20 protein-coding genes are annotated in these 22,369 nt (G+C 44.5%); all 20 read left to right on the forward strand.

Going from position 1 to position 22,369, the window contains the following annotated elements:
- Nucleotides 1-78 precede the first annotated feature (78 nt).
- The 20 genes from pulA to MHH52_RS01805 all read left to right on the forward strand — a co-directional run bounded on the left by pulA (nt 79) and on the right by MHH52_RS01805 (nt 22,325).
- Nucleotides 79-2,034 carry a type I pullulanase gene (gene pulA, locus MHH52_RS01710; RefSeq protein WP_340006259.1) on the forward strand — a complete coding sequence of 652 codons (1,956 nt, stop codon included), beginning with the start codon at nt 79-81 and terminating at the stop codon, nt 2,032-2,034.
- Between the two features lie 344 nt (nt 2,035-2,378).
- Nucleotides 2,379-3,863 (forward strand): glutamate synthase subunit beta, encoded by a 1,485-nt coding sequence (locus tag MHH52_RS01715; protein ID WP_340006260.1) that lies wholly within the window; start codon nt 2,379-2,381, stop codon nt 3,861-3,863.
- 125 nt (nt 3,864-3,988) lie between these two features.
- Complete coding sequence (yfcE, locus tag MHH52_RS01720; RefSeq protein WP_340009446.1) at nt 3,989-4,537, forward strand: phosphodiesterase; 549 nt, start codon at nt 3,989-3,991, stop codon at nt 4,535-4,537.
- Nucleotides 4,538-4,682: 145 nt separating this feature from the next.
- On the forward strand, nt 4,683-5,711 hold the full coding sequence (locus MHH52_RS01725) for an agmatine deiminase family protein (protein ID WP_340006262.1): 1,029 nt from the start codon (nt 4,683-4,685) through the stop codon (nt 5,709-5,711).
- Between the two features lie 53 nt (nt 5,712-5,764).
- Nucleotides 5,765-6,640 (forward strand): N-carbamoylputrescine amidase, encoded by an 876-nt coding sequence (gene aguB / locus MHH52_RS01730; RefSeq protein WP_340006264.1) that lies wholly within the window; start codon nt 5,765-5,767, stop codon nt 6,638-6,640.
- Nucleotides 6,641-6,964: 324 nt separating this feature from the next.
- Entirely contained in the window at nt 6,965-7,411 is a 447-nt protein-coding gene (locus tag MHH52_RS01735) for a tellurite resistance TerB family protein (RefSeq protein ID WP_340006266.1), read from the forward strand.
- Between the two features lie 125 nt (nt 7,412-7,536).
- The gene (locus MHH52_RS01740; RefSeq protein WP_313640522.1) at nt 7,537-8,133 is read left to right on the forward strand and encodes a TerD family protein; all 597 of its coding nucleotides are present in this window, start codon (nt 7,537-7,539) and stop codon (nt 8,131-8,133) included.
- A 29-nt stretch (nt 8,134-8,162) separates the two neighbouring features.
- On the forward strand, nt 8,163-8,738 hold the full coding sequence (locus MHH52_RS01745; RefSeq protein WP_340006268.1) for a TerD family protein: 576 nt from the start codon (nt 8,163-8,165) through the stop codon (nt 8,736-8,738).
- A gap of 52 nt (nt 8,739-8,790) precedes the next feature.
- Nucleotides 8,791-9,372, forward strand: coding sequence for a TerD family protein (locus MHH52_RS01750; RefSeq protein WP_313640520.1), 582 nt, complete (start codon nt 8,791-8,793; stop codon nt 9,370-9,372).
- Between the two features lie 341 nt (nt 9,373-9,713).
- A complete protein-coding gene (locus MHH52_RS01755; RefSeq protein ID WP_340006270.1) occupies nt 9,714-10,994 on the forward strand; it encodes a TerD family protein in 1,281 nt (426 codons plus the stop codon).
- Between the two features lie 26 nt (nt 10,995-11,020).
- A complete protein-coding gene (locus MHH52_RS01760) occupies nt 11,021-11,767 on the forward strand; it encodes a TerC family protein (protein ID WP_340006272.1) in 747 nt (248 codons plus the stop codon).
- 163 nt (nt 11,768-11,930) lie between these two features.
- Nucleotides 11,931-13,139 carry an HpcH/HpaI aldolase/citrate lyase family protein gene (locus tag MHH52_RS01765; protein WP_340006273.1) on the forward strand — a complete coding sequence of 403 codons (1,209 nt, stop codon included), beginning with the start codon at nt 11,931-11,933 and terminating at the stop codon, nt 13,137-13,139.
- A 76-nt stretch (nt 13,140-13,215) separates the two neighbouring features.
- A complete protein-coding gene (locus tag MHH52_RS01770; RefSeq protein ID WP_340009448.1) occupies nt 13,216-14,526 on the forward strand; it encodes a phosphoribosyltransferase family protein in 1,311 nt (436 codons plus the stop codon).
- Complete coding sequence (locus tag MHH52_RS01775) at nt 14,510-15,661, forward strand: cysteine protease StiP family protein (RefSeq protein WP_340006274.1); 1,152 nt, start codon at nt 14,510-14,512, stop codon at nt 15,659-15,661. The genes MHH52_RS01770 and MHH52_RS01775 overlap by 17 nt, the downstream gene beginning before the upstream one ends.
- The gene (locus MHH52_RS01780) at nt 15,658-16,491 is read left to right on the forward strand and encodes an HAD family hydrolase (protein WP_313638991.1); all 834 of its coding nucleotides are present in this window, start codon (nt 15,658-15,660) and stop codon (nt 16,489-16,491) included. The genes MHH52_RS01775 and MHH52_RS01780 overlap by 4 nt, the downstream gene beginning before the upstream one ends.
- The gene (locus MHH52_RS01785; RefSeq protein ID WP_340006276.1) at nt 16,488-17,543 is read left to right on the forward strand and encodes an ATP-grasp domain-containing protein; all 1,056 of its coding nucleotides are present in this window, start codon (nt 16,488-16,490) and stop codon (nt 17,541-17,543) included. The genes MHH52_RS01780 and MHH52_RS01785 overlap by 4 nt, the downstream gene beginning before the upstream one ends.
- Nucleotides 17,544-17,577: 34 nt before the next feature.
- Complete coding sequence (locus tag MHH52_RS01790) at nt 17,578-18,282, forward strand: hypothetical protein (RefSeq protein ID WP_313639026.1); 705 nt, start codon at nt 17,578-17,580, stop codon at nt 18,280-18,282.
- Nucleotides 18,283-18,293: 11 nt separating this feature from the next.
- The gene (locus MHH52_RS01795; protein ID WP_042184271.1) at nt 18,294-19,394 is read left to right on the forward strand and encodes a toxic anion resistance protein; all 1,101 of its coding nucleotides are present in this window, start codon (nt 18,294-18,296) and stop codon (nt 19,392-19,394) included.
- A gap of 362 nt (nt 19,395-19,756) precedes the next feature.
- Nucleotides 19,757-20,545 (forward strand): formate/nitrite transporter family protein, encoded by a 789-nt coding sequence (locus tag MHH52_RS01800; protein ID WP_340006278.1) that lies wholly within the window; start codon nt 19,757-19,759, stop codon nt 20,543-20,545.
- 178 nt (nt 20,546-20,723) lie between these two features.
- Nucleotides 20,724-22,325: an ATP-binding protein gene (locus MHH52_RS01805; protein WP_340006280.1), complete on the forward strand. Its 1,602-nt coding sequence runs from the start codon at nt 20,724-20,726 to the stop codon at nt 22,323-22,325.
- Nucleotides 22,326-22,369: the final 44 nt, after the last annotated feature.

Genomic DNA, 22,369 nt, shown 5'->3' on the forward strand with positions numbered 1-22,369 from the left:
TATTTTGAGTCAAACGTTTGCACTAATTAGAGGATCATACTATAATCCAGTTAATAACTGGAAAAGGGGATAGGTGCTTTGTCCGTACAAAAGGAAATGAAGGAACCCATTTATTATGGTGATCCTGCGACTACTGAAGGAATTTCCGTATTCGCACAGGAGTTTGATCAGTTGTTTAGCTATGACGGGGATGATCTGGGGCTGACGTATTCACCGGCCTGTTCATCATTTTGCTTGTGGGCCCCTACGGCTCAGGAAGCAGAGTTGGTAATCTATGATTCGTGGCAAGGAGCAGCAGTGTGCAAATATGCTATGAATCGTGATATCCGGGGAACGTGGAGAGCTACGGTTGACGGTGATCTAGACGGCAAATTCTATACCTACCGAGTGCGTCTAGGCGAACAGTGGAATGAAGCGGCTGATCCTTATGCACGGGCTGTTGGCGTGAACGGCGACAGAGGGGCTATTTTAGATTTACGCAAGACAGATCCTGAGCGGTGGACGGAAGATAAGCCGCCTTTTGAGGATCCTGTAGACGCCATCATTTATGAACTTCATTTACGTGACCTATCTATTCATCCGGCAAGTGGCATGGCTCACGAGGGGCAATATCTCGCTTTGGCGGAAGAAGGAACTCGCGGACCTGATGGAATTTTGACAGGGCTTGATCATATCGCGAATCTCGGTGTGACCCACGTGCAGCTATTGCCTATTTATGATTATTCTACAGAGAGTGTAGATGAGACGAAGCTGGATGAACCGCATTTTAACTGGGGCTATGATCCGAAGAATTATAATGCGCCTGAAGGCTCCTATGCTACGGATCCGTATATGCCTGGACTACGAATCCAAGAGTTAAAAACAATGATTCAAGCGCTTCATGATCGGGGTCTCCGTGTCATTATGGATGTTGTTTACAACCATGTGTACGACGGATACCGCGTAAATTTCACCAAGCTGGTTCCTGGCTATTATTTGCGTTATAAACAAGACGGAAGCCTGTCGAATGGCTCTGGTTGCGGGAATGACGTGGCTACAGAGCGCTTGATGATGTCTCGCTTCATTGTGGAGTCCGTGATCTATTGGGCCAAAGAATACCATATTGACGGCTTCCGCTTCGATTTGATGGGTTTGATGGATGTCGATACTATGAGGGAAACTCGGCGACGTCTGGATGAAATAGATCCATCCATCATTACGATTGGTGAAGGCTGGATCATGGGGACAGTGCTGCCGATGGAACGGCTCGCTCATCAGAAGAATGCAGCTCTTCTCCCGAGAATCGGGCAATTTAATGATGATTTCAGAGATGCCATCAAAGGAAATATCTTTTTGTACGATCAGCCAGGCTTTATCAGCGGAATGATGGGCTTAGAGCTTGCGATCAAGGCAGGGGTTGCAGGAGGAATTGCCTTCAGTTCAGGGATTAAGCAATTTGCCGTGGAGCCTCAGCAAACCGTTAACTATGTGGAGTGTCATGATAATCATACGCTCTGGGATAAAATAGTATTGTCCACCGAGGGTGAGACGGTCACTCAGCGCCGCTCCATGCATAGGCTAGCTTCTGCGATATTGTTCATGAGTCAGGGAATTCCTTTTATCCATGCGGGTCAGGAATTTATGCGTACGAAGGACGGGGTGGAGAACAGCTTCAAATCCTCCGTCGAGATCAATCGCATGGATTGGGAATTGTGCGCTGCGCATCAGGAAGATGTGATGTATATGAAGCAGCTAATTACACTGCGCAAAGCTCATCCGGCTTTCCGTATGCGAACAGCAGATGACATTCGGAGCCATTTGGTTTTTGAAAAAGCACCAGTAAGCGCAGTATCTTATACGCTACGTGGCCATGCTGGAGGAGATGTAGAGAAGCATATCTATGTTCTTTTTAATGCGAATGCTGAACAGACCACTGTGGTTCTGCCACAGCTTGGAGCGTGGAAGACCATCTTTGGGGCTGACCTCACGCAGGATCTGACTGGAAATAAGCTAACGGTAAATGGAATCGGAATGGTAGTACTGACGGCGAAATAGATAGTATTTTACAAGACAATTAGTGAAAAGCATGCAGAGTAACGTACATCAATCAGGTACAGTACACTGTGTGCTTTTTTCTGTCTTTCTATTTCCTTAATTTGATTGTTTCATTTTACATAAAAAGGTGACATTATTCATTTTCGATGATGATATTGGATGTTAATATGAAGGCATTTACTTTGGTGCTTTAGAGTGGCATAAGCATAACGACAGACAATTATAGAGAGTATTTTTCTTTTTTAACGGTTTAGAAAGTATATATTTGGGGCCCCCGCAAAGTACCTGAGTATGCATCGAAGCAAAGCCCCACTTTGTGGGGATATTTAGAGAGGATGAAAGAGATGGGGAAAGCAACCGGATTCTTAGAGTTTGAACGGCAGACGCCTTCGGAGTGTGAGGCGCTGGAGCGGATTAAGAATTGGGATGAATTTTCGATTCCTATGGATGAAGAGAAGCTGCGCGAGCAAGGGGCACGCTGTATGGACTGTGGCACGCCATTTTGTCATGTAGGACGTCTGTTGTCTGGTATGGCTTCCGGCTGCCCACTGCATAACCTGATTCCAGAATGGAATGATATGGTCTATCGTGGAAATTGGGAGGTTGCGCTGAAACGTCTGCATAAGACCAATAACTTCCCTGAATTTACTGGACGTGTGTGTCCGGCTCCTTGTGAAGGCTCTTGTACGGTAGGGATGAACGGCAAGCCCGTTACGATTAAATCGCTTGAAAAGGCGATTGTAGATAGAGGTTTTGCAGAAAACTGGATTGTGCCAGAACCGCCACTAACTCGCACAGGTAAAAAGGTAGCTGTAGTGGGTTCGGGTCCGGCAGGTCTTGCTTGTGCAGCTCAGCTTAACAAGGCAGGGCATTCGGTGACCGTGTATGAACGGGCAGACCGGATTGGCGGTTTGCTGACGTATGGTATTCCGAACATGAAGCTGGATAAGAAGACTGTTCAGCGCCGAGTAGACCTGCTAGCGGCTGAAGGCATTTCATTCGTAACTCGTACAGAGATTGGGCGAGATATCTCGGCATCACAACTCAGGGCGGAACATGTTGCTGTTGTCTTGTGTGGCGGGTCTACGCAGGTACGAGATCTTCCTATAGCTGGTCGTGAGCTGCGGGGCATTCATCAGGCTATGGAGTTTCTGACACTGAATACTAAGAGCTTACTGGATTCAGAGCTTGCTGATGGCGAATACTTGTCCGCGGCAGATAAGGATGTAGTTGTAATCGGTGGCGGAGATACTGGCACAGACTGTGTAGCTACGTCGATTCGCCACGGCTGCCGTAGTGTGATCCAGCTTGAGATTATGCCACAGGCTCCGCTGACGCGTCAGCCTAGCAATCCGTGGCCAGAATGGCCAAAGGTTCTTAAGGTGGACTATGGCCAAGATGAAGCGGCATCGCTGTATAAAGAAGATCCACGCCGTTATCTTGTTTCGACGAAACGTTTTGTCGGCGACGATTGTGGACATGTGCAGGAGCTGCATACCGTGCGAATTGAGTGGACTCGTAATGAACAGGGACGGATGGTTCCAGTTGAAGTACCGGGCAGTGAGGAAGTTCTAAAGGCGCAGCTGGTACTACTCGCATTGGGATTCACAGGTCCCGAAGAGACTGTACTAGGCGAGTTTGGAGTGGAACGTGATGAGCGTGGAAATGCCAAGGCGGAGTTCGGAGCACAAGCAACCAATGTAGAAGGTGTATTCACCGCAGGCGATATGCGCCGCGGACAAAGTCTTGTAGTCTGGGCCATTGATGAGGGTCGTCAGACAGCCCGCGAAGTGGACCGGTTCTTGATGGGATCATCGAATTTGCCGTAAGAATTGAGGCATATAGAGCAGGGCGTTCCTTTTAGGGAACGTCCGCTTTTGCGTTGTTGGCATATTCAAGGTTAAAATTGTAACCTAAGGACATGATCTACTTTAGTCGAAAAGGAGAATACATGATGAAGCTAATGTTTATTTCCGATATTCACGGATCTTTATTCTGGCTAGAACGGGCTTTGGAAAAGGTTGAGGTAGAACAGCCAGACAGTCTTGTTATTGTAGGAGACTTTTTATATCACGGTCCCAGAAATCCACTGCCGAAGGGTTATGACCCACAGGGAGTTGCTAATAAACTGAATGAATATAACCAAAAGAAGCCCATAACGGCGGTACGGGGTAACTGCGATGCTGAGGTGGACCAGATGTTGCTGCAATTCCCGATGATGGGCGATTATGTCATGCTCCTGCATGAAGGTAGACGGATCTATATTACACACGGGCATGGCTTTAGCATTGAGAATTTACCGGCACTTTCCGAGAAGGATATCTTTATTCAGGGGCACACTCATATTCCGGTTGCGGATGAAAAAGAGGGGATATATGTGCTGAATCCCGGCTCCATATCGCTGCCTAAAGAGAATAATCCGAATTCCTACGGTGTCATTGAGGATGGAGAATTCATCGTTAAGGATTTTGAAGGCAATGTGGTAAAAAGCATCACACTATAGGCTTAGCCAGATCCCTTGTGACCCGAATTCCTTCCAATATTATTAGTGTCCTAGGGAATTGAGCACTAGAACATATTATTGTATGATGAGGAAGGAGTTCCAAGGATAGGCTGGCTCCAAATATAATAGTAAAGGTAGTTAACACATGAATCCTAAAGAATTGAACTATACAATGCCACCGGAATGGGGCAAGCATGAACGTACTTTTATCTCCTGGCCGGTGCAGGAATCCATGTGTTTCCCAGATAACCATGAGTCTGTGTGCCAAGGTTATGCTGAGATCATCACAGCCATTGCCGAGTTTGAACCGATTACGGTCATCGTTAACCCGGAGGACGTGGAAAGGGTAGAGCGTCTGGTCGGCGGACCGAATGTAACGCTGCTGCCTATAGAGCATAGCGATGCTTGGTTGCGTGATAACGGGCCTACCTTTGTTGTTAATAAAGACGGTGCTTTGGCAGGCGTGAACTGGAAGTTCAATGCCTGGGGTGGTAAATATTCACCTTGGGATCTGGATGACGAAGTGGCTCCGCAGATTCTCGAACATTCGCAAGTCACACGCTTTGATGCGCCGCTTGTGATGGAAGGTGGCTCTATTCATACAGATGGAGAAGGCACCTTGATTACTACAGAAGAATGTCTACTCAATACGAACCGCAACCCAGAGCTGAAGCGCGAGGATATTGAAGAGTACGTGCGGAACTATACAGGTACAGAAGCTATTATCTGGCTGAAGCGTGGCCTAAGTGGCGATGAAACCGATGGTCATGTCGATAATATTGCTTGCTTTGCTGCTCCAGGCAAAGTCATTATTCAAGTCTGCGAGGATCCGCAGGATGAGAATTTTGAAATTACGCAGGAGAATCTGCGTATTCTGGAGAACGCTATAGATGCCAAAGGGCGTAAGCTGGAGATTATCAAGATTCAGCAGCCACCACGGGTGGATCATGACGGCAGCCGTCTGACGCTTAGTTATTTGAACTTTTATTTCGTAAATGGCGGGATTATATTACCTGTGTTTGGCGGTACAGCGGTGGAAACAGACAAACTTGCTGAGGAAGTGCTGGCTGGCTTGTTCCCAGACCGCAAGATTCGTACAGTTAACGGTATGGCGGTCATCACCGAAGGCGGGAATGTTCACTGCACTACGCAGCAAATGCCGGCTCAGCAATAATTGAAAGAAACTAAACGTCCAGAGGGACATTTATATACAAGGAGGACAGACACTTGAGAAATGTAAAAGTAGCTGCGACACAAATGAGCTGTTCCAGCAATATTGATGAGAATATCAGCAAAGCCGAAACATTGGTTAGAGAAGCAGCGGCACAGGGTGCGCAAATTATTTTGCTGCAGGAGCTGTTCGAGACCCCGTATTTCTGTCAAAAAGAGAAAGCTGATTATTACGCGTATGCAACAGAGCTTGAGCATAACAAAGCGATTAATCATTTCAAAGCAGTGGCCAAGGAGCTACAGGTAGTACTGCCAATCAGTTTTTATGAGAAAAAGAATTACGCCCGTTACAACTCACTGGCTGTAATCGACGCCGATGGAACGATACTTGGCAAATACCGCAAGAGTCATATTCCAGATGGTCCAGGTTATGAAGAGAAGTTCTACTTTAATCCGGGAGATACCGGCTTTAAGGTATGGAACACCCGCTATGCCAAGATTGGCGTAGGTATATGCTGGGATCAGTGGTATCCAGAAGCGGCTAGAGTAATGAGTCTGATGGGAGCAGAGATTCTGTTCTATCCAACGGCTATTGGTTCTGAACCGCAGGATGGATTGATCGATTCCAAGGATCATTGGCAGACCTGTATGCTTGGACATGCAGCTGCTAACCTTATTCCAGTCGTGGCTTCCAACCGTATCGGTGAAGAAATTGATGAGGATTCGAGAATTAATTTCTACGGTTCATCGTTCATTGCAGGCCCGCAAGGCAATAAAATTGTTGAAGCAGGCCGAGATGAGCAAACCGTGCTGGTAAGCGAATTCGATCTGGATGCTTTGGAAGTCGGACGGATCGAGTGGGGCATCTTCCGTGATCGCCGGCCGGACCTGTACAAAATGATTGGTTCTTATGATGGGGATATCATTCTTTAATAGAATTCCCAATTAAATGTGCTAAAGGCACTGCTAGAGAGGATAGAATCTCTGGCAGGGCCTTTTTTATGTTCAATTGGGAAATGTTGGAGGAATGAAGTTTAGAGCAAATGTTCGAGAATCCTATGCGAGAACGGACACAATCTTTTCTATCAAAAGTACTGTAAGAGTTTGGAAAAGTAGAATATTGCTATTTTATCAGGTATATTAGAAGAGTAAACCGTGATTCAAGGATCTACTATGAAAATTCTGTCGGATACGTGGAGAGGAGGCTCTGGGATATCTTTTGTTATCATAATCTTGCAGTGATAGAAGGAGAATACGATGAGCACATTTAAAAGCTGGTTGAACACAACCAAAAACGGATTAACAGAACAAGTAAAGAAATTCAAAAATAAAGATTTCATGAATGCGGTAGTTGCGGGCTGCGCCTTGGTTGCTGCTGCAGACGGTAAGATAGAAGAAACTGAAAAGAATAAAATGGCTGGCTATATGAATATGAGTAATGAACTAAAGGTGTTTGACATGAGAGACGTCATTACCCAGTTCAACTTTTATGTAAGTAACTTTGAGTTCTCACCAGAAATCGGTAAGCAGGAAGCACTGAAAGCAATCGGTAAGTTTACCGGAAAACCGGATGTGGGACGCGTAATTGTGGGTGTGTGCTCAGCTATTGGATCAGCTGATGGTGATTTTGATGACAATGAAAAAGCGGTAGTACGGCATATTTGCGGTGTCTTGGGATTAAACCCTGGCGAGTTCAGTTTATAAACGATGTAAAACCATATACATGAGTTCGGATGAAACGTATTTAGTTCTTTAGCGTATCACTCATATAACATCCAAAAGCTAGACTAATAGTGGTGATTCTTTTTAGGGAATGGAGGTACGTAAAGTTGGCTGGAATTAATCTGGTAAAAGGTCAGAAGATTGACCTCACAAAAGGTAATGCAGGCTTATCTAACGTAATTGTAGGTTTAGGTTGGGATCCGGCTGAGCCGGCTCGAGGATTCTTCGGTGTGAAGAAACAGGCCAACGTGGACTGTGATGCTTCAGCGCTGATGCTGAACGAGAATGGTAAGCTAATTAAGAAGGGTAACCTGGTGTGCTTCCATAATAAGCAAAGCCCTTGTAACTCTGTCATTCATTCCGGAGACAATCTCACGGGTGATGGAGACGGAGACGATGAGCAAATCATGGTCAACCTGAATGCCATTCCTTCCGATGTGCACAAGGTTCTGGTAGTTGTGAATATTTATGATGCTACGAACCGTAAACAGGATTTCGGACTGATCAAATCAGCTTATATCCGTGTGATGAATGCTGTAGGCAATAATGAGCTGATCCGCTTCAACCTATCTGATAATTACAATGGCTATACGGCGCTTATTTGTGGGGAACTTTACCGGCAAGGTGGAGAATGGAAGTTCGCTGCAATTGGTGAGGGTAGTCACGCGGCACATATCAATCAACTGGCAGAACGCTACGTATAATCCAAATAAAAGAAAAGAGGAATGTTATCATGGCAATTAATCTATCCAAAGGTCAAAAGATCGATTTAACGAAAACAAATCCAGGTCTGTCCAAAATCACAGTGGGTCTTGGTTGGGACACTAATAAATATGACGGCGGTAAAGATTTCGATTTGGACGTTTCCGTATTTTTGACTAATGCTAACAGCAAAGTTGAAAAAGAAACTAATTTCATTTACTTCAATAATAAACAGAACGAGAACGCTTCTGTTGTTCATACAGGTGACAACCGTACTGGTGACGGCGATGGTGATGATGAGCAGATTCAAGTGGATCTTCTGAACATCCCGGCGGATGTAGAAAAGGTAGCTTTTACTATTACAATTTATGAAGCTGAAGCAAGAAGCCAAAACTTCGGACAAGTTTCTCGTTCTTATGTACGTATCGTAAATGATTTGAACAATGAAGAACTAATCCGTTTCGATTTGGGTGAAGACTTCTCTATTGAAACTGGCGTTGTTGTCGGCGAGCTATACCGTCATGGTGCAGAGTGGAAGTTCAATGCGATCGGTAGCGGCTACAAAGACGGCTTGAGCGGTTTGACTCGCGATTACGGCTTGCAATAAATCTTGTAGTTACACAGTGAACTGAATCTACTCATGAAAGAAGGTTATGTCAGTGACGATCAGTCTTTCCAAAGGACAACGGATTGATCTTACCAAGACTAATCCAGGTTTAACAAAGGTAGTGGTTGGATTGGGCTGGGACACTAACAAGTATAGTGGAGGTCAAGATTTTGACCTCGATGCTTCAGCGTTTCTGCTTCATGAAGACGGCAAAGCTAAAGGTGCAGATGATTTTGTATTCTATAACAACCCAAATGGTGGTGCAGGTTCTGTAATCTACACGGGAGATAACCGTACAGGAGAAGGCGACGGAGATGACGAGCAAGTTATCGTTGATTTCAGCAAAGTCCCTACCCATATTCAGCGTATTGGTATAACCGTAACGATTTATGATTACGAAACTCGTGCACAGAACTTTGGACAAGTATCCAATGCTTTCGTACGTGTTGTCGATGCTTCCACAGATCGTGAAGTACTCCGTTTCGACCTGGGTGAAGATTTCTCAACAGAGACGGCAGTTGTATTCTGTGAATTCTACCGTAATGGTGCGGATTGGAAGTTCCAGGCAGTAGGTAGTGGTTTTGGCGGCGGCCTTAGCGCATTGTGTAAAAATTATGGGCTGGACGCGCAATAGCATTTTCCGGGCGGGGTCATCACCGATCCTGCCCTTTTTTTAAAATATAAGAAAGTATAAGTTTCACACAATACTATATGTCTTATATTTCTCGCTTAAACGCTTACCGTCCTTATAAGGACGCCGAAGGCGTTTATACTTGATTAATTATGGATTCCCCACAAAGGACATGGAATAGGTCGTGAAGTATAAACTCCACTTTGTGGGGTTATTTAAAAATATAAGAAAGTATAAGTTTCACACGATACTTTATGTCTTATATTTCTCGCTTAAACGCTTGCCGTCCTTATAAGGACGCCGAAGGCGTTTATGCTTGCTCCATTTATAAAGGTGGTGTAAGAATGGGTATTACAGTTGTCAAAGGACAAAAGGTTGATTTAACTAAAGGACACCCTGGACTTGATTCTCTTATAGTAGAGATCGGATGGCAATCGCCATCTTCACTAGAGATTGATACTTCAGCTTTTCTGCTTGGAGCGCAAGGTAAAGTAAGCAAAGATGAGGATTTGATATTTTATAATAACCCGTCTACGCCTTATATCAGATATAAGGAAGTGCCCACATCAAACAATCTCAAGCAATTTGACGTGGAGCTAAACAAAGTTCCTTCTGATGTGATGAAACTCGCGTTTACACTTACCATTTATGATGGCGAGAAGCGAAGTCAAAGTTTTAGGCAGGTAAATCAGGCCTATTTTCGGATTCTGAATCAAGTGACAGGTGCGGAGCTTCTCCGATGTGATCTTGAAAATCATTTCTCCGTGGAAACGGCTGTTGTGGTAGGAGAATTATATAGATATAACGGCGAATGGAAATTCAGCGCCATTGCTGCAGGTTTTGCTGGTGGTCTACAGGAACTGTGTCGGAACTTCGGGATAGAAGCGAACGATGAACCGGCACCGGCGCCTGCTGCTCCAAAGCCAGAGCTTAAACGTCAATCAGCGCCGATAGCGGAGCCTAAGCTTCAGATTCCACCTCTGCCTTCAGCTACACCTTCACCTGTATCACCTCCACCGATCAATCTCAACCTGAAGAAAATCGAACTCAAGAAAAAAGGTGATTCGATTAACCTGAAGAAATCAGCTGGTGGTTTGGGCGAATTGCTAATTAACCTCAACTGGAATCAGAAGCAGGGTGGAGGGCTTTTTAGTCGTAAAAACGGTGTGGATTTAGATCTTGCTTGTCTATATGAGCTGAAGAATGGCAGTAAGGGAGTAGTTCAAGCGCTAGGTAATGCTTTTGGCTCGTTAAACCAGCCTCCTTATGTCATGCTTGATGGAGATGATCGAACAGGCTCTGTAACAACCGGTGAGAATCTACGGATTAATGGTAGTAAAATTGCCGAAATTGAACGAATTCTAATTTTTTCTTTTATTTATAAAGGCGTTACCAATTGGTCAGAAGCTGACGGTGTTGTCACGATTACCCAGAGTGGTGGACCCGATATTATTGTCAATATGGACGAGCATAACAATCGCAAAGGCATGTGTGCTATCGCATTATTCCGGAATGTGAGTAATGAGACATTCAGTGTTGAACGGCTGGTCCAGTATTACAGTGGTCATCGGGAAATTGATGAAGCTTATGGATGGGGACTGCGCTGGGTTGCTGGCAGTAAATAAACGATTTTTCCGGAGGCGCGAGTGTAATGGATTGGTTCGCTGATTTTTTTAGAAATATTAGTGAGAACTACGGTCATTTTTTCTCATGGAGCGATGTGGTAGGTACGCTCTCTGACCCGGTTAGCTGGGGCATTATTGGTAGCTTAGTTCTGCTGGAAGGGCTGCTCTCTGCAGATAATGCGCTTGTGCTCGCCGTCATGGTTAAGCATTTACCTAAAGAACAACAGAAGAAGGCACTCTTTTACGGTATTATAGGAGCTTATGTATTCAGATTTTTGGCTATCGGTCTCGGGACATTTCTTATCAAATTCATGTTGGTTAAGGTTCTCGGTGCAGCATATCTCTTTTATATCGCTTATAGCGGGTTATTTAAGGGCGGTGGCGATGACAAGATTGAGAATAAAGGCTTCTCTTTTTGGAAGACGGTTCTCCTTGTTGAATTAATGGATATTGCTTTCAGTATTGATAGTGTCATCGCTGCATTTGGAGTTAGCAACCAGGTTTGGGTGCTCTTTATGGGTGGTATAATAGGCGTTCTGATGATGCGGGGAGTAGCGCAATTATTCTTGAAGCTCATTGATAAAATTCCGGAACTAGAGCGTGCTGCTTTTGCGCTTATTGCCATTATTGCTGGTAAAATGCTCGCAGGCGCTTTTGGATACGAAATGCCACATGTATTATTCTTCTCAATTATTATTCTTGTATTCGGTGGTACGATACTTTACAGCGTACTGCGTAAGAAAAAAGAAGCTCAAAGAAATGCACGATTTTAAAGTTAGTTGAACACCTGCTTTCAGGTAATCGTATATGTTTATAGCGTAGGCCTTCACTTATATATGAGAGAACCGGATAGGGTATAGCTGGTTCTGCCACTCTCTATAGGAGAGGCCTATGTTTGTTTTGCTTGGCTTCGCAAAACTATAAGGGGGAACCATCTTGAGATACTTCGATTACCTGACGAAAGAACAAGAAATAGCCTTATTTTATAATCCTCCGATTTCATTTAACCATACTACGAGCAAGGATCTGCTGGCTCATGCTGTGGGTGCTGCCCTTTATATGCCGGCAACTCGTGCTAGTGTTCCTGAAGACATTGTGAAGCTTAAAAGTGCAGGACTTGTAACCGTTATTATTGATCTGGAGGATGCAATTGGAGATAACGAGGTTGACCATGCAGAGGAGTCTCTCATCCAGCATCTTATTTTTCTCGCCGCATATGCGGAGAATGAACCAGGTGGGAGTGATAGTCTTCCGCTTCTTTTCATCCGAGTTCGTAATCCAGAGCAGCTGCGGCAGCTGATTTTTCGATTAGGATCTTTGGTTACGATGTTAACGGGTTTTGTTTTTCCTAAGTTTTCGGTCGACAACGGAATCCAATATTTTGAGGCGATAGCCGATTACAATAGAACGCGAAGCTACTCAGACCCTGTGCTGTATGGCATGCCAATACTGGAAAGTGCGCCAATTATTTACCGGGAGAGCCGGGTAGAGAGTCTTGTATCTATTCGTAATCTGCTAGGGAACTATCGCGAATATGTGTTAAACGTTAGAATTGGAGCAACAGATTTCTCTAGTTTATTCGGACTGCGTCGTAGTCCTGATATTAGTATCTATGATCTTACCCCTATTCGAGACTGCATATCGGATATTATTAATATTTTTGGTAGAGTGGAAGAAGGGTATGTAATTTCCGGACCAGTCTGGGAATATTTTGCGAATAAAGGGCATCGGGTGCTCAGGCCACAGCTACGGCAGACTCCGTTTGAGGACACCTATGGTAAAAACGGCCGCGACATGCGAAATAGTTACATTTCTAGCAGCATGGATGGGCTTATTCGTGAAGTGATTTTAGATAAGGAAAATGGGATCTTGGGGAAGACGATTATACATCCCTCTCACCTCAGACCTGTTCAGGCCATGTATACGGTAATGCACGAGGAATATGTTGACGCCTGCAGTATCGTAGAGAGTAATGATGGTAGCCTTGGAGTCTTCAAGAGTCAATATTCTAATAAGATGAATGAAATCAAGCCACATTTGAACTGGGCAAAACGGATTTTATTACGATCACAAATATACGGGGTGTTACATGAACAACAGCATTTTGTCGGATTATTACCCGAAAACGAATTTACACACGTATAACATAGTCGAGAACCTGCAGGTCGCGGTTACCGAAACATCTAACCCTTTTCATATGCCTGTGGATGCTTTATTCTCCATGGCGGCCCGAATTAATAAGAAGCGCTCTTTTCTATTCGTCAGCAAGGTACTTGGTAAACATATCCCAGTCAATCCATACACCCCGCTGTTAAGTGGGGCTGCACTGGGACTGCTGTTATATCAGGAGATGAATGGTGATTCTGCGGATAATGATTGTATGAAAGACTTATTGGATAAAGCTGTACACGGACTGATCCACCCTGAGTCTGCCAAGGAAGCCTATCAGCATTTGTTAGCCGCGCGGCTAGTTCTTCCTAGGCCCGTTGTCTTTATTGGCTTTGCTGAGACTGCAACTGCACTGGGTCACAGTGTGTACAACATGTTTGCTGATGCTGCATCATATATTCATACTACGCGTGAACAAATTCTCGATTTGGAGTCGATTGTTAGCTTTGAAGAGGAGCATTCACATGCGGTTGACCATCTATGTTACGCCTTAAACGCTGAACTATTATCAGGGACTGAGCCGATTATATTGGTGGATGATGAGATTACAACGGGGAATACAGCAATTAATACGATCCGTGATATTCAGTCCAAATTCCCTCGGGAGGAATATGTAGTCGTTTCTATTTTGGATTGGAGGAGCGGCAATAATCTTCACACCTATAGCGAGTTAGAACAGGAACTGGGGATTCGGATTAAGTCCTTGTGTCTGCTTCAGGGTAGTATTGAAGTAAAAGGCACGCCTTCGCTTCATGCTAGGAATGACAAAGATTTGTTATCTTCTTCAGTGGAATCCGAAGTGGTGACAACCTATGTGGTGGACGGTTTAGAACGTCTGCAGGTGACATCCATAGATTCATATGGTGACACCAACACATCCCCTTATGTGAAATACAGCGGACGTTTCGGACTGGAGTCGCTGAATAATGATGAGGTTGATTTAGGCGTAACCCGGATAGCCGCGCAGCTTAGAGAACTACGAGAAGAAGATTCTAGGACTCTAGTGATGGGTGTAGGGGAATTTATGTATCTTCCTATGCGGATAGCGGCTGAGATGGGGGAAGGTATTTCATATCAGTCCTCTACTCGTAGTCCAATCCACCCTGATCGTCGACCGGATTACGGGGTACATAGTGCTGCGGCATATCCTTCAGCTGGCGACCCGAAAATTACAAACTTTATTTATAATGTGGACCCTGATCAGTATGATGATATATTCGTGCTGATTGAGCGTGATGTACCGCATGAGCGAATGAAACCGATGCTTGATATACTGAAGAAACTGGCCCGCCATAAAGTGCATCTTATTGTGCTGACCCCTGAAAGAAGAAGTGGAGGCCCCCAGTATGAAGGGAACAAGTAATCATAAAGTCATGGACAAAAAAATAGCAGAACCGGTTCCGCTAGGTAGCTATCCACCGTCAGATGTTACGTTTCTGCTCAAGGATCTTAGTAATGTTTCGCTGGAGCTGGCGACGGAAGAAAGGGAGGAAGCTATTCAATCGGGTGTCCATTATTCTGAGATGCTGCCCGTTGAATATCAGCCTACCGAGCAGTATATTGAATTGTTTCATGAGACGCTGCAGCAATCGGCTAAGAAGGTAGCTTTAGCTGTTGCCATTGTTTCTGAAATGATTGTCGCAAGAAGAGGGCTAGGAAGTGTGCTTGTCTCTTTAGCTAGAGCAGGAACACCAGTTGGTATACTCATTAAGCGTTATATAGCAGAGAGATACGGAGTAGATCTACCGCATTATAGTATTTCTATTATTCGGGGCAAAGGTATAGATGAGAATGCGATACTCTACATTCTGCAGAAGCATGGACTTGATGCTGACTTGCAGTTTGTAGATGGATGGACAGGAAAAGGGGCTATCCGTGGGGTGCTGATTGATTCTTGCAACAGCCTCTATGAGAAGTATGGTATTCGATTAAATGATGATCTTGCTGTGTTGGCCGATCCGGGAAACTGTGCAGGAACGTTTGGGACTCGAGAAGACTATCTCATTCCTAGCGCCTGCTTAAATTCTACCGTATCAGGGCTGATGAGCCGAACGGTGTTACACGCTGATCTCATTGGTCCCGAGGAGTTTCATGGTTCAAAGTTTTATAAGGAGTGGTTGGATGCGGACGAGTCCAATGTATTCATTGATACAATTTGCCCGTATTTTCCTTCCGTAGTAGCAGAAGCGAAGAGCGCTTGTGAACAGATGCTGGAGCATCCGCCAGAAATCACTTGGCAGGGTCTTCGTGATATTCAGAGTATTCAGGAGACTTTCGGCATAGATAACATTAATCTGGTAAAGCCGGGGGTTGGTGAAACAACCCGTGTACTACTGCGCAGAGTACCCTGGAAAATTCTTGTCGATACTATGGATAATCCGAATCTAAGGCATATTCTTCTCTTAGCGAAGGACCGGGGCGTTCCAGTTGAGATATTTCCTGGAATGACGTACTCCTGTTGCGGAATAATTAAACCGCTGAAAGGGGAGACAGAATGATATATGCTAGTGATCTAGATCGTACTTTGATCTATTCTTTAGGTGCAATTGGTGTTCCTGAGAATACTCCGGGTCTAATTCCGGCGGAAATCATAGAGGGAAAGACAAGATCCTATATTTCGCAGCAGGCATTGAATCAGCTGTTGGATCTTACCGCACGGGTTATTTTTATCCCGGTTACTACGCGTACGATACAACAATATAAGCGTATTAATCTGTTTCAGGAAACGGTCATACCTGACTATGCGGTTACAAGCAATGGGGGAAATATCCTAATCGGTGGTGTTGTCGATAAGGAATGGAGAGAATCAATCGGTAGATTGGTAGCTCGTCACTCTGCTGGGGCTGAAGAAGTTAGATCATATATCAAAGCTGTTGTACGTGAGGATTGGATTATTAGCGAGCATTATTGTGATGATCTATTCTATTCCTTCATGGTTTATCGGGATCAGTTGCCTCTAGATGAAATCACCAATCTATCAGATCGGCTCTACAACCTCGGCTGGAGAGTTTCTTTACAAGGCCGCAAGCTGTACGCTGTGCCGGCAGCGGTGAACAAAAGCGACGCTATACTTCATTTGCGGCGCACAGTTCGCTCTGAACCTATGGTAGCCTCCGGGGATTCACTGCTAGATAAGAGTCTGCTTGAGAGTGCCGACTATGCTATTGCCCCTTGTCATGGTGAAATATTTGCAGAGCAGCAGAGTGGTCTTGTAAAATCAAGGTATCCGTTTACCAAAGAATCAGGCGTATTTGCTGGGGATGAGATTTTGCAGTATGTAAATATGATCTATAATAATCTAACTGCATTGGGAGTGGGGCCACTATGAAAAAGGTAAATATTTATTTCAATCGTTGGTTTTCCGTGGCTTACCATTATATGAATCTCCTCCGCAATAACGAGGATGGTATACCAGTTCAAATATTTGCAACACACCCGGATATCCGCCATATGTCGCTACAAGGTGCTGACTTTGCTGAAACCGAGCCGGCGCTGAAGGGGATAGAATATGTTCAGTTTTGCGTTGATTTCTGTCGGCGTAATGAGATCGATGTTTTTATTCCTCGGTTGCATATGCTTGATATTGCTTTACATGTGGCAATGTTTGATGCGATTGGTACGAAGGTGCTGGTCTGCAGAGATCTTGATCTGCTGGAGTCCATTATGGACAAAGGTAAATTTTACGAGAATGTTAGTGAGCAGGGCATCATGAGTATCCCAGATTATCATGTAGTTAGTACAGCCGAGCAATTTAAAGAGGCTTACGAGGACCTTGTTGCCAAAGGGCATCGTGTCTGCTTTAAGCCTACTGAAACCGAAGGTGGGCTAGGCTTCCGCATTATCGACAATACCCGTGATCCTCTTCAAGAGCTTTTTGGGTATGTGACCCCATTGATTACGTTTGATGATGCCTATCGTATTCTTGCAAGCAGAACGACTTTCCCTGATTTGATGGTTATGGAATTGCTGGAGGGTTACGAGTATAGTATAGATTGTCTGGCAGATGAGAACGGTAAGTTGTTAGTGGCTGTGCCACGTCGTAAAGTGGGCGGTCGTCTGCGATTGATGGAGCATATTCCTGAACTGGAGGAGATTGCGGCTAGAGTTGCAGAAGTTTATAAAATCCCTTTCAATTTCAATATTCAAATGAAATACAATGGAGATACGCCAAAGTTGTTGGAAATTAACCCACGAATGTCCGGTGGACTGCATATGTCATGTCTGTCAGGGATTAACTTTCCTTATTTAGCCGTCAAAAGCGCACTCGGTGGCGAGGTTCAGCCTATGAATTTTGAAGGAGATGTATTGGCTAGCCATCTGGAGCAACCGATGATTATGAAAATAAACGGCGAATCCGTCATTCCGGATGCTGTGAATTGAGCGTTCATAAAGTCGCTCACAAGAGGTGAGAACAATTCAGTTTAAATCAAAAGTATTGCTTTACGCCGGAATCGGCTATGTTGTCGCTGTATTAACGAGCTCTTTTCTGCCTGAATTCATCTCTCTGCTGTTGCCTTTAGCAGGTGGGGGGATAGGTGTTCTGGTAACGAGAAACCCAAGAACCAATCTCCCGGCGGAGGTGTTGCCAGCGGGCCCGGTGACGGAACCTATTGCTCCGCCACCCGCTGCGAGTGCTCCACAATTAAGCAACACGACAAATGAAACTGTATCAGGTAATCATAGCTATGACGGTAGAACTGAGGGTGCTGTGAAGATTGGACCGGAGTTCGCTCCGGTTGTGGAGTATCTTAGCATTCTGGAAGATATGATTATCTCAGAAGGGCAAAAGGACACGCTGGACAATGAAATTGTCGAGAAATCACTGGCGCTCTTCGCAAGACTTCAACGTGTAATTCCGCTGCTGCAGGAGCTGAATAACGGCGAGATTAATCATACGGTCCGTAGATTGATTCTGAAGGATTTGAATGGTGTAATCAACCCGTTCCTACGCCTAGGCGGTGAAGCAAAGACGAAGAATCGGAGAATGCTGCTGAACGGTCTAAGAGATGTCGATTCCAAAATATCGGATATCGCTTCCACGATCGAACATAAAGACCTGATGGAACTTCAGACGAAGGCGGAACTGATTCATCAGCGGTACAGCAGTTCCGAACTATAGGAGGGAATCCCATGTCCACGCAGTTAATCCAATTAAAAAAAGAAGATGAACAAAAGGTAGTCGAGGAAGCCGCACAATTAATTGAGAAGGTATCCCAAACGGATACAGTTACATTAGATTCCTTGATGGATGATATCGGCAAGCTCGGGGTTAAGACACAGGAAAAAGCAGGTCAAACCCTGAAGCTGCTGGATCGCCCAGTGAATGACCTGATGTCTGGTAAACGAGTTGAAGTGCCTAACATGATTATGAAGCTACGGAATGAGTGTGAGAATCTACAGCAGAGTAAGAATGTAAGCTTCTTCGGCAAAATGCTGCGCAAGAGTCCGATGAAGAACTACGTGTACAAATATCAGTCGGTCCGCACGAACATTGATGCCATTGTTACAGGGCTTCGCGATGGTAGAGATACCCTCGAAGAGAGCATTGTGAATATGCGTCAGCTGAAACGCACCTCCATGGAAGAGATCTATAACCTCCAGACCAAAATTGCTTTTGGCACTAAGTTGAAAGAGTTGTTCGAGGTGGAGATCGCGAAGCCTGAGAATGAGTACCGTAAAGCTTATCTGGAGCGCGGTTTGCGTAAAGTGATGGTTCGTATTCAGTCGATGACAGAAATGATTCTGCTGTACAATCAAGCGATTGCTGCTACAGACATCATTAATGACAATAATGACAAGCTGATTGATTCCGTGAATAACGCTATTGATAAGACTTCTAATCTGATCACGGTGTCGGCAATGATTGCGATGTCGTTAGCGGATCAGGAGAATGTCATCAACGCTGTAGAAGCGACGAATAAGACGATTGAAGATCAATTTAAAGAAAATGCACGTCTGCTGCGTACCACTACGGAGAAAACAACCGAGTTGCTATCTAAGCCTTCTATGTCTATGGAAGCTGTGAATCAAGCGATCGGCGATCTGCTTAGCGCACTAGATACTTCAGAACAGTCCAACCGTCGTATTATTGAGAGCTGCCAAGATTATACGTCTAAAATGACGGCAATCAATACTCAACTAGGCAATCGTTTAGGACTAAATGAGGCGGACAAGCCTCAGGCACTGAAGCAAGGAGAGGCTGAGAGTCAACTGAGCAGTTTCTTGAACTAAATTGTTTCTGACAATAATAGAAATACAGAGAATAGATCGAGAAGCCTGTTGAATTTATTCAACAGGCTTTTTTAAACGCCAATACTCAATCATAAAGCCCTATCCTTGCACATAAGTTGTCACAAGACTACATGTGGAGGAAGTGAGGATAGGCATATGATCTTAGGGTGCTTGATACTCGTGCTTATCATCGTAGCCAGCAGTGAAAGAGCAGAAGCGATTGCGAAAATGAATGAGGACACTTAGGTTTTTTTACCATGATTTGGTTCAAGTGATTTCCAGCTGGTTATTGGGTATAATAACGCAAGATTGCACGATTAGCCCATAACTAGCTGGAAAACCCAAATCCCTAAGGAGGTCACATGGAGAACGAGGCGCTGCTACAGGTTGAACAATTAGCACTTAAGAAACAGAAGATCTATCGGCAAAGTGTATTGCGCTATATTGCCAGAGCCATGCTGGCCAGTATGTTTATCGGGTTCGGTGTAATTGTAGCGTTCAAGACAGGTAACTACTTCTATATGGAGCATTCACCATTTGCGTATCCAATGGCTGCGATTACTTTTGGAGCAGCGATCATCCTAATCTCATACGGTGGGGGAGACTTATTTACTGGAGATACTTTCTATTACACGTACACGGCTTTGAGACGGAAAATGAAATGGTCCGAGGTTGTACGCATGTGGGTCATGAGTTATATCGGTAATATTCTCGGTGCTGCGGTATTTGCGCTGTTGATTTTTTTAACAGGGCTGTTTTACAGCTCTGATGTAAATGGATTTTTGCTATATGTGGTTGAACATAAAATGGGGGCTCCGGCAGGTCAGCTTTTTTTCCGTGCTATCCTCTGTAACTGGCTCGTTTGTATGGCTTTCTTTATACCGATGAATATCAAAGGCGATGGGGCCAAAATGTTTGCGATGGTCTTATTCGTATTCTGTTTTTTCATCTCCGGTTATGAGCATAGTATTGCCAATATGTGTACCTTTGCGATTGCACTGGTCCTTGACCATCCCGGAACCGTTTCGTGGGGCGGTGTGGTACATAATCTTGTGCCTGTTACAATCGGTAATCTGATTGGTGGTGGGGTTCTGATGGGGGTTATGTATTATTATGTGAACAAACCTTTTCTAGACGACACGAAGCATTAAGAAGAACGGTTAACTCGCAACTTCGCTCTCTAAAGGGCGGAGTTTTTTTGTGCTGCAAGAAATTTCTTCATGATTGGGATTTTTTGATTTTTTAGGGTTGAAAAGGATTAGGGGGAAAGAAGTAGAATACATATTAGTATTGCAAAATTGAAGATTCATACAGAATGGGGTAAAGGCTTTGGAAAAGACAACAGGGTTACTGACGGATGAGACTATCATTAAGGCTTCCAATCAGCATTGCATTGATCAAGGAATAGACCCTGAGCAGCCTCCTATTTTTCCAAAATGTTATGCTGCAGATGAATTGGGGTCACAACTCCATGTATATAGTGAAGTGATTGAGGTTATTGATTTTTTTGTAAATAAGTTTCTTTCTTCAGTAAAAGGTAATCCGATCCTTGTTACGATATCGGATGATGCAGGTTATCTATTAGCGTTCAAAGGGGATCCAACAATTATTGATCTCGTAGGGCAGGTTGGCATCAAAGAAGGTGTGCAACTAAACAAAGAGGTGGGTACAAATTCAATTGCGTTATGTCTCGAACATCAGCGGCCATTTCAGTTGAAGGGACAAGACCATTATCATCACATTCTTCATCGTTTAGTGTGCTGTACGGCTCCTTTTTATAAAGAGGATGGGCTTGAAATATTGGGGACGATATCATTTATGGCGGATATAGATGTGGCGCATCCCCACCTATTGCCTTTGCTCTGTACGATGGCTGACTCAATCGAACGCGAGATTTTGCTGCGTAGAGGGAACGCTCAGCTTCAGCTTTTAAATCGAATTTTATTGGATACCAATTACTTGGGTGTAATTATAACGGATGAACGCGGAGCGATCGTGAATATAAATGAGAATTGCTTAACCATGCTTCATTTGGACGGTGAGTATCAAGAATCAGTTATCGGAGCCAGTGTGTTTGAAATTCAGAATGTTGGATCTTATTTTCAGCATGTCATTTTACAGCAAGAAGCATGTGCTGGGCTGGAAGTGATTCAGGAGAGCAACGGCTTGTTCGAGCATTATATGCTGGATGTGCTTCCGATTTATGATTCGAATGGATGCTTGGCTCGTGTGATTGGAAGTCTTCGGAACATCACGGAGATGAAAAGAACGCAAGAAGTGCTGCGCAATACAGAGAAATTAGTGGTCGCAGGACAACTGGCCATGAGTATTGCACATGAAATTCGAAATCCGCTAACTACAGTCAAAGGTATGCTTCAACTGGCCAATAAAGATTCGCGTCTGCTGCACTATGATCTCATTATGTCAGAAGTGGAAAGAATGAACCTCATTGTGAGTGAGTTTCTCATACTGGGTAAACCGCAGGCTGCGCATTATAGGACTGAACAATGTAGTGCGATCCTGCAGGAAGTGTTGAGTATCTTCGCGATTCAGGTGGAGATGAATAATATATCGCTGAACACGCAGATCTATTATGATGCTAAGATCGAGTGTGACCGCAACCAGATCAAGCAGATTTTCCAAAACATCCTAAGAAATTCAATGGAAGCCTTGCCCTTTGGCGGGAACATTTCAGTAGCCCTAGATATGGAGGACGGATTCCAGGCGATTACCTTCACAGACAACGGAGAGGGTATGAACCAGGGAGTGCTGGACAAATTAGGCGAGCCTTTTCACACGACCAGATGTGATGGTAATGGACTTGGAATCATGATTGTAAAAAAAATAGTGTCTGCTCATAAAGGACGCGTGGCTATAGCTAGTGAAGAGGGAGTCGGTACAGCCGTTGCGATTTATCTTCCGTTAAAATAGAATGGGTATCGTGCCTACAACTTCGAACAAATGGAGCAGCAGTA

The sequence above is a fragment of the Paenibacillus sp. FSL K6-0276 genome, from assembly GCF_037977235.1.
GTDB lineage: Bacteria > Bacillota > Bacilli > Paenibacillales > Paenibacillaceae > Paenibacillus_AQ.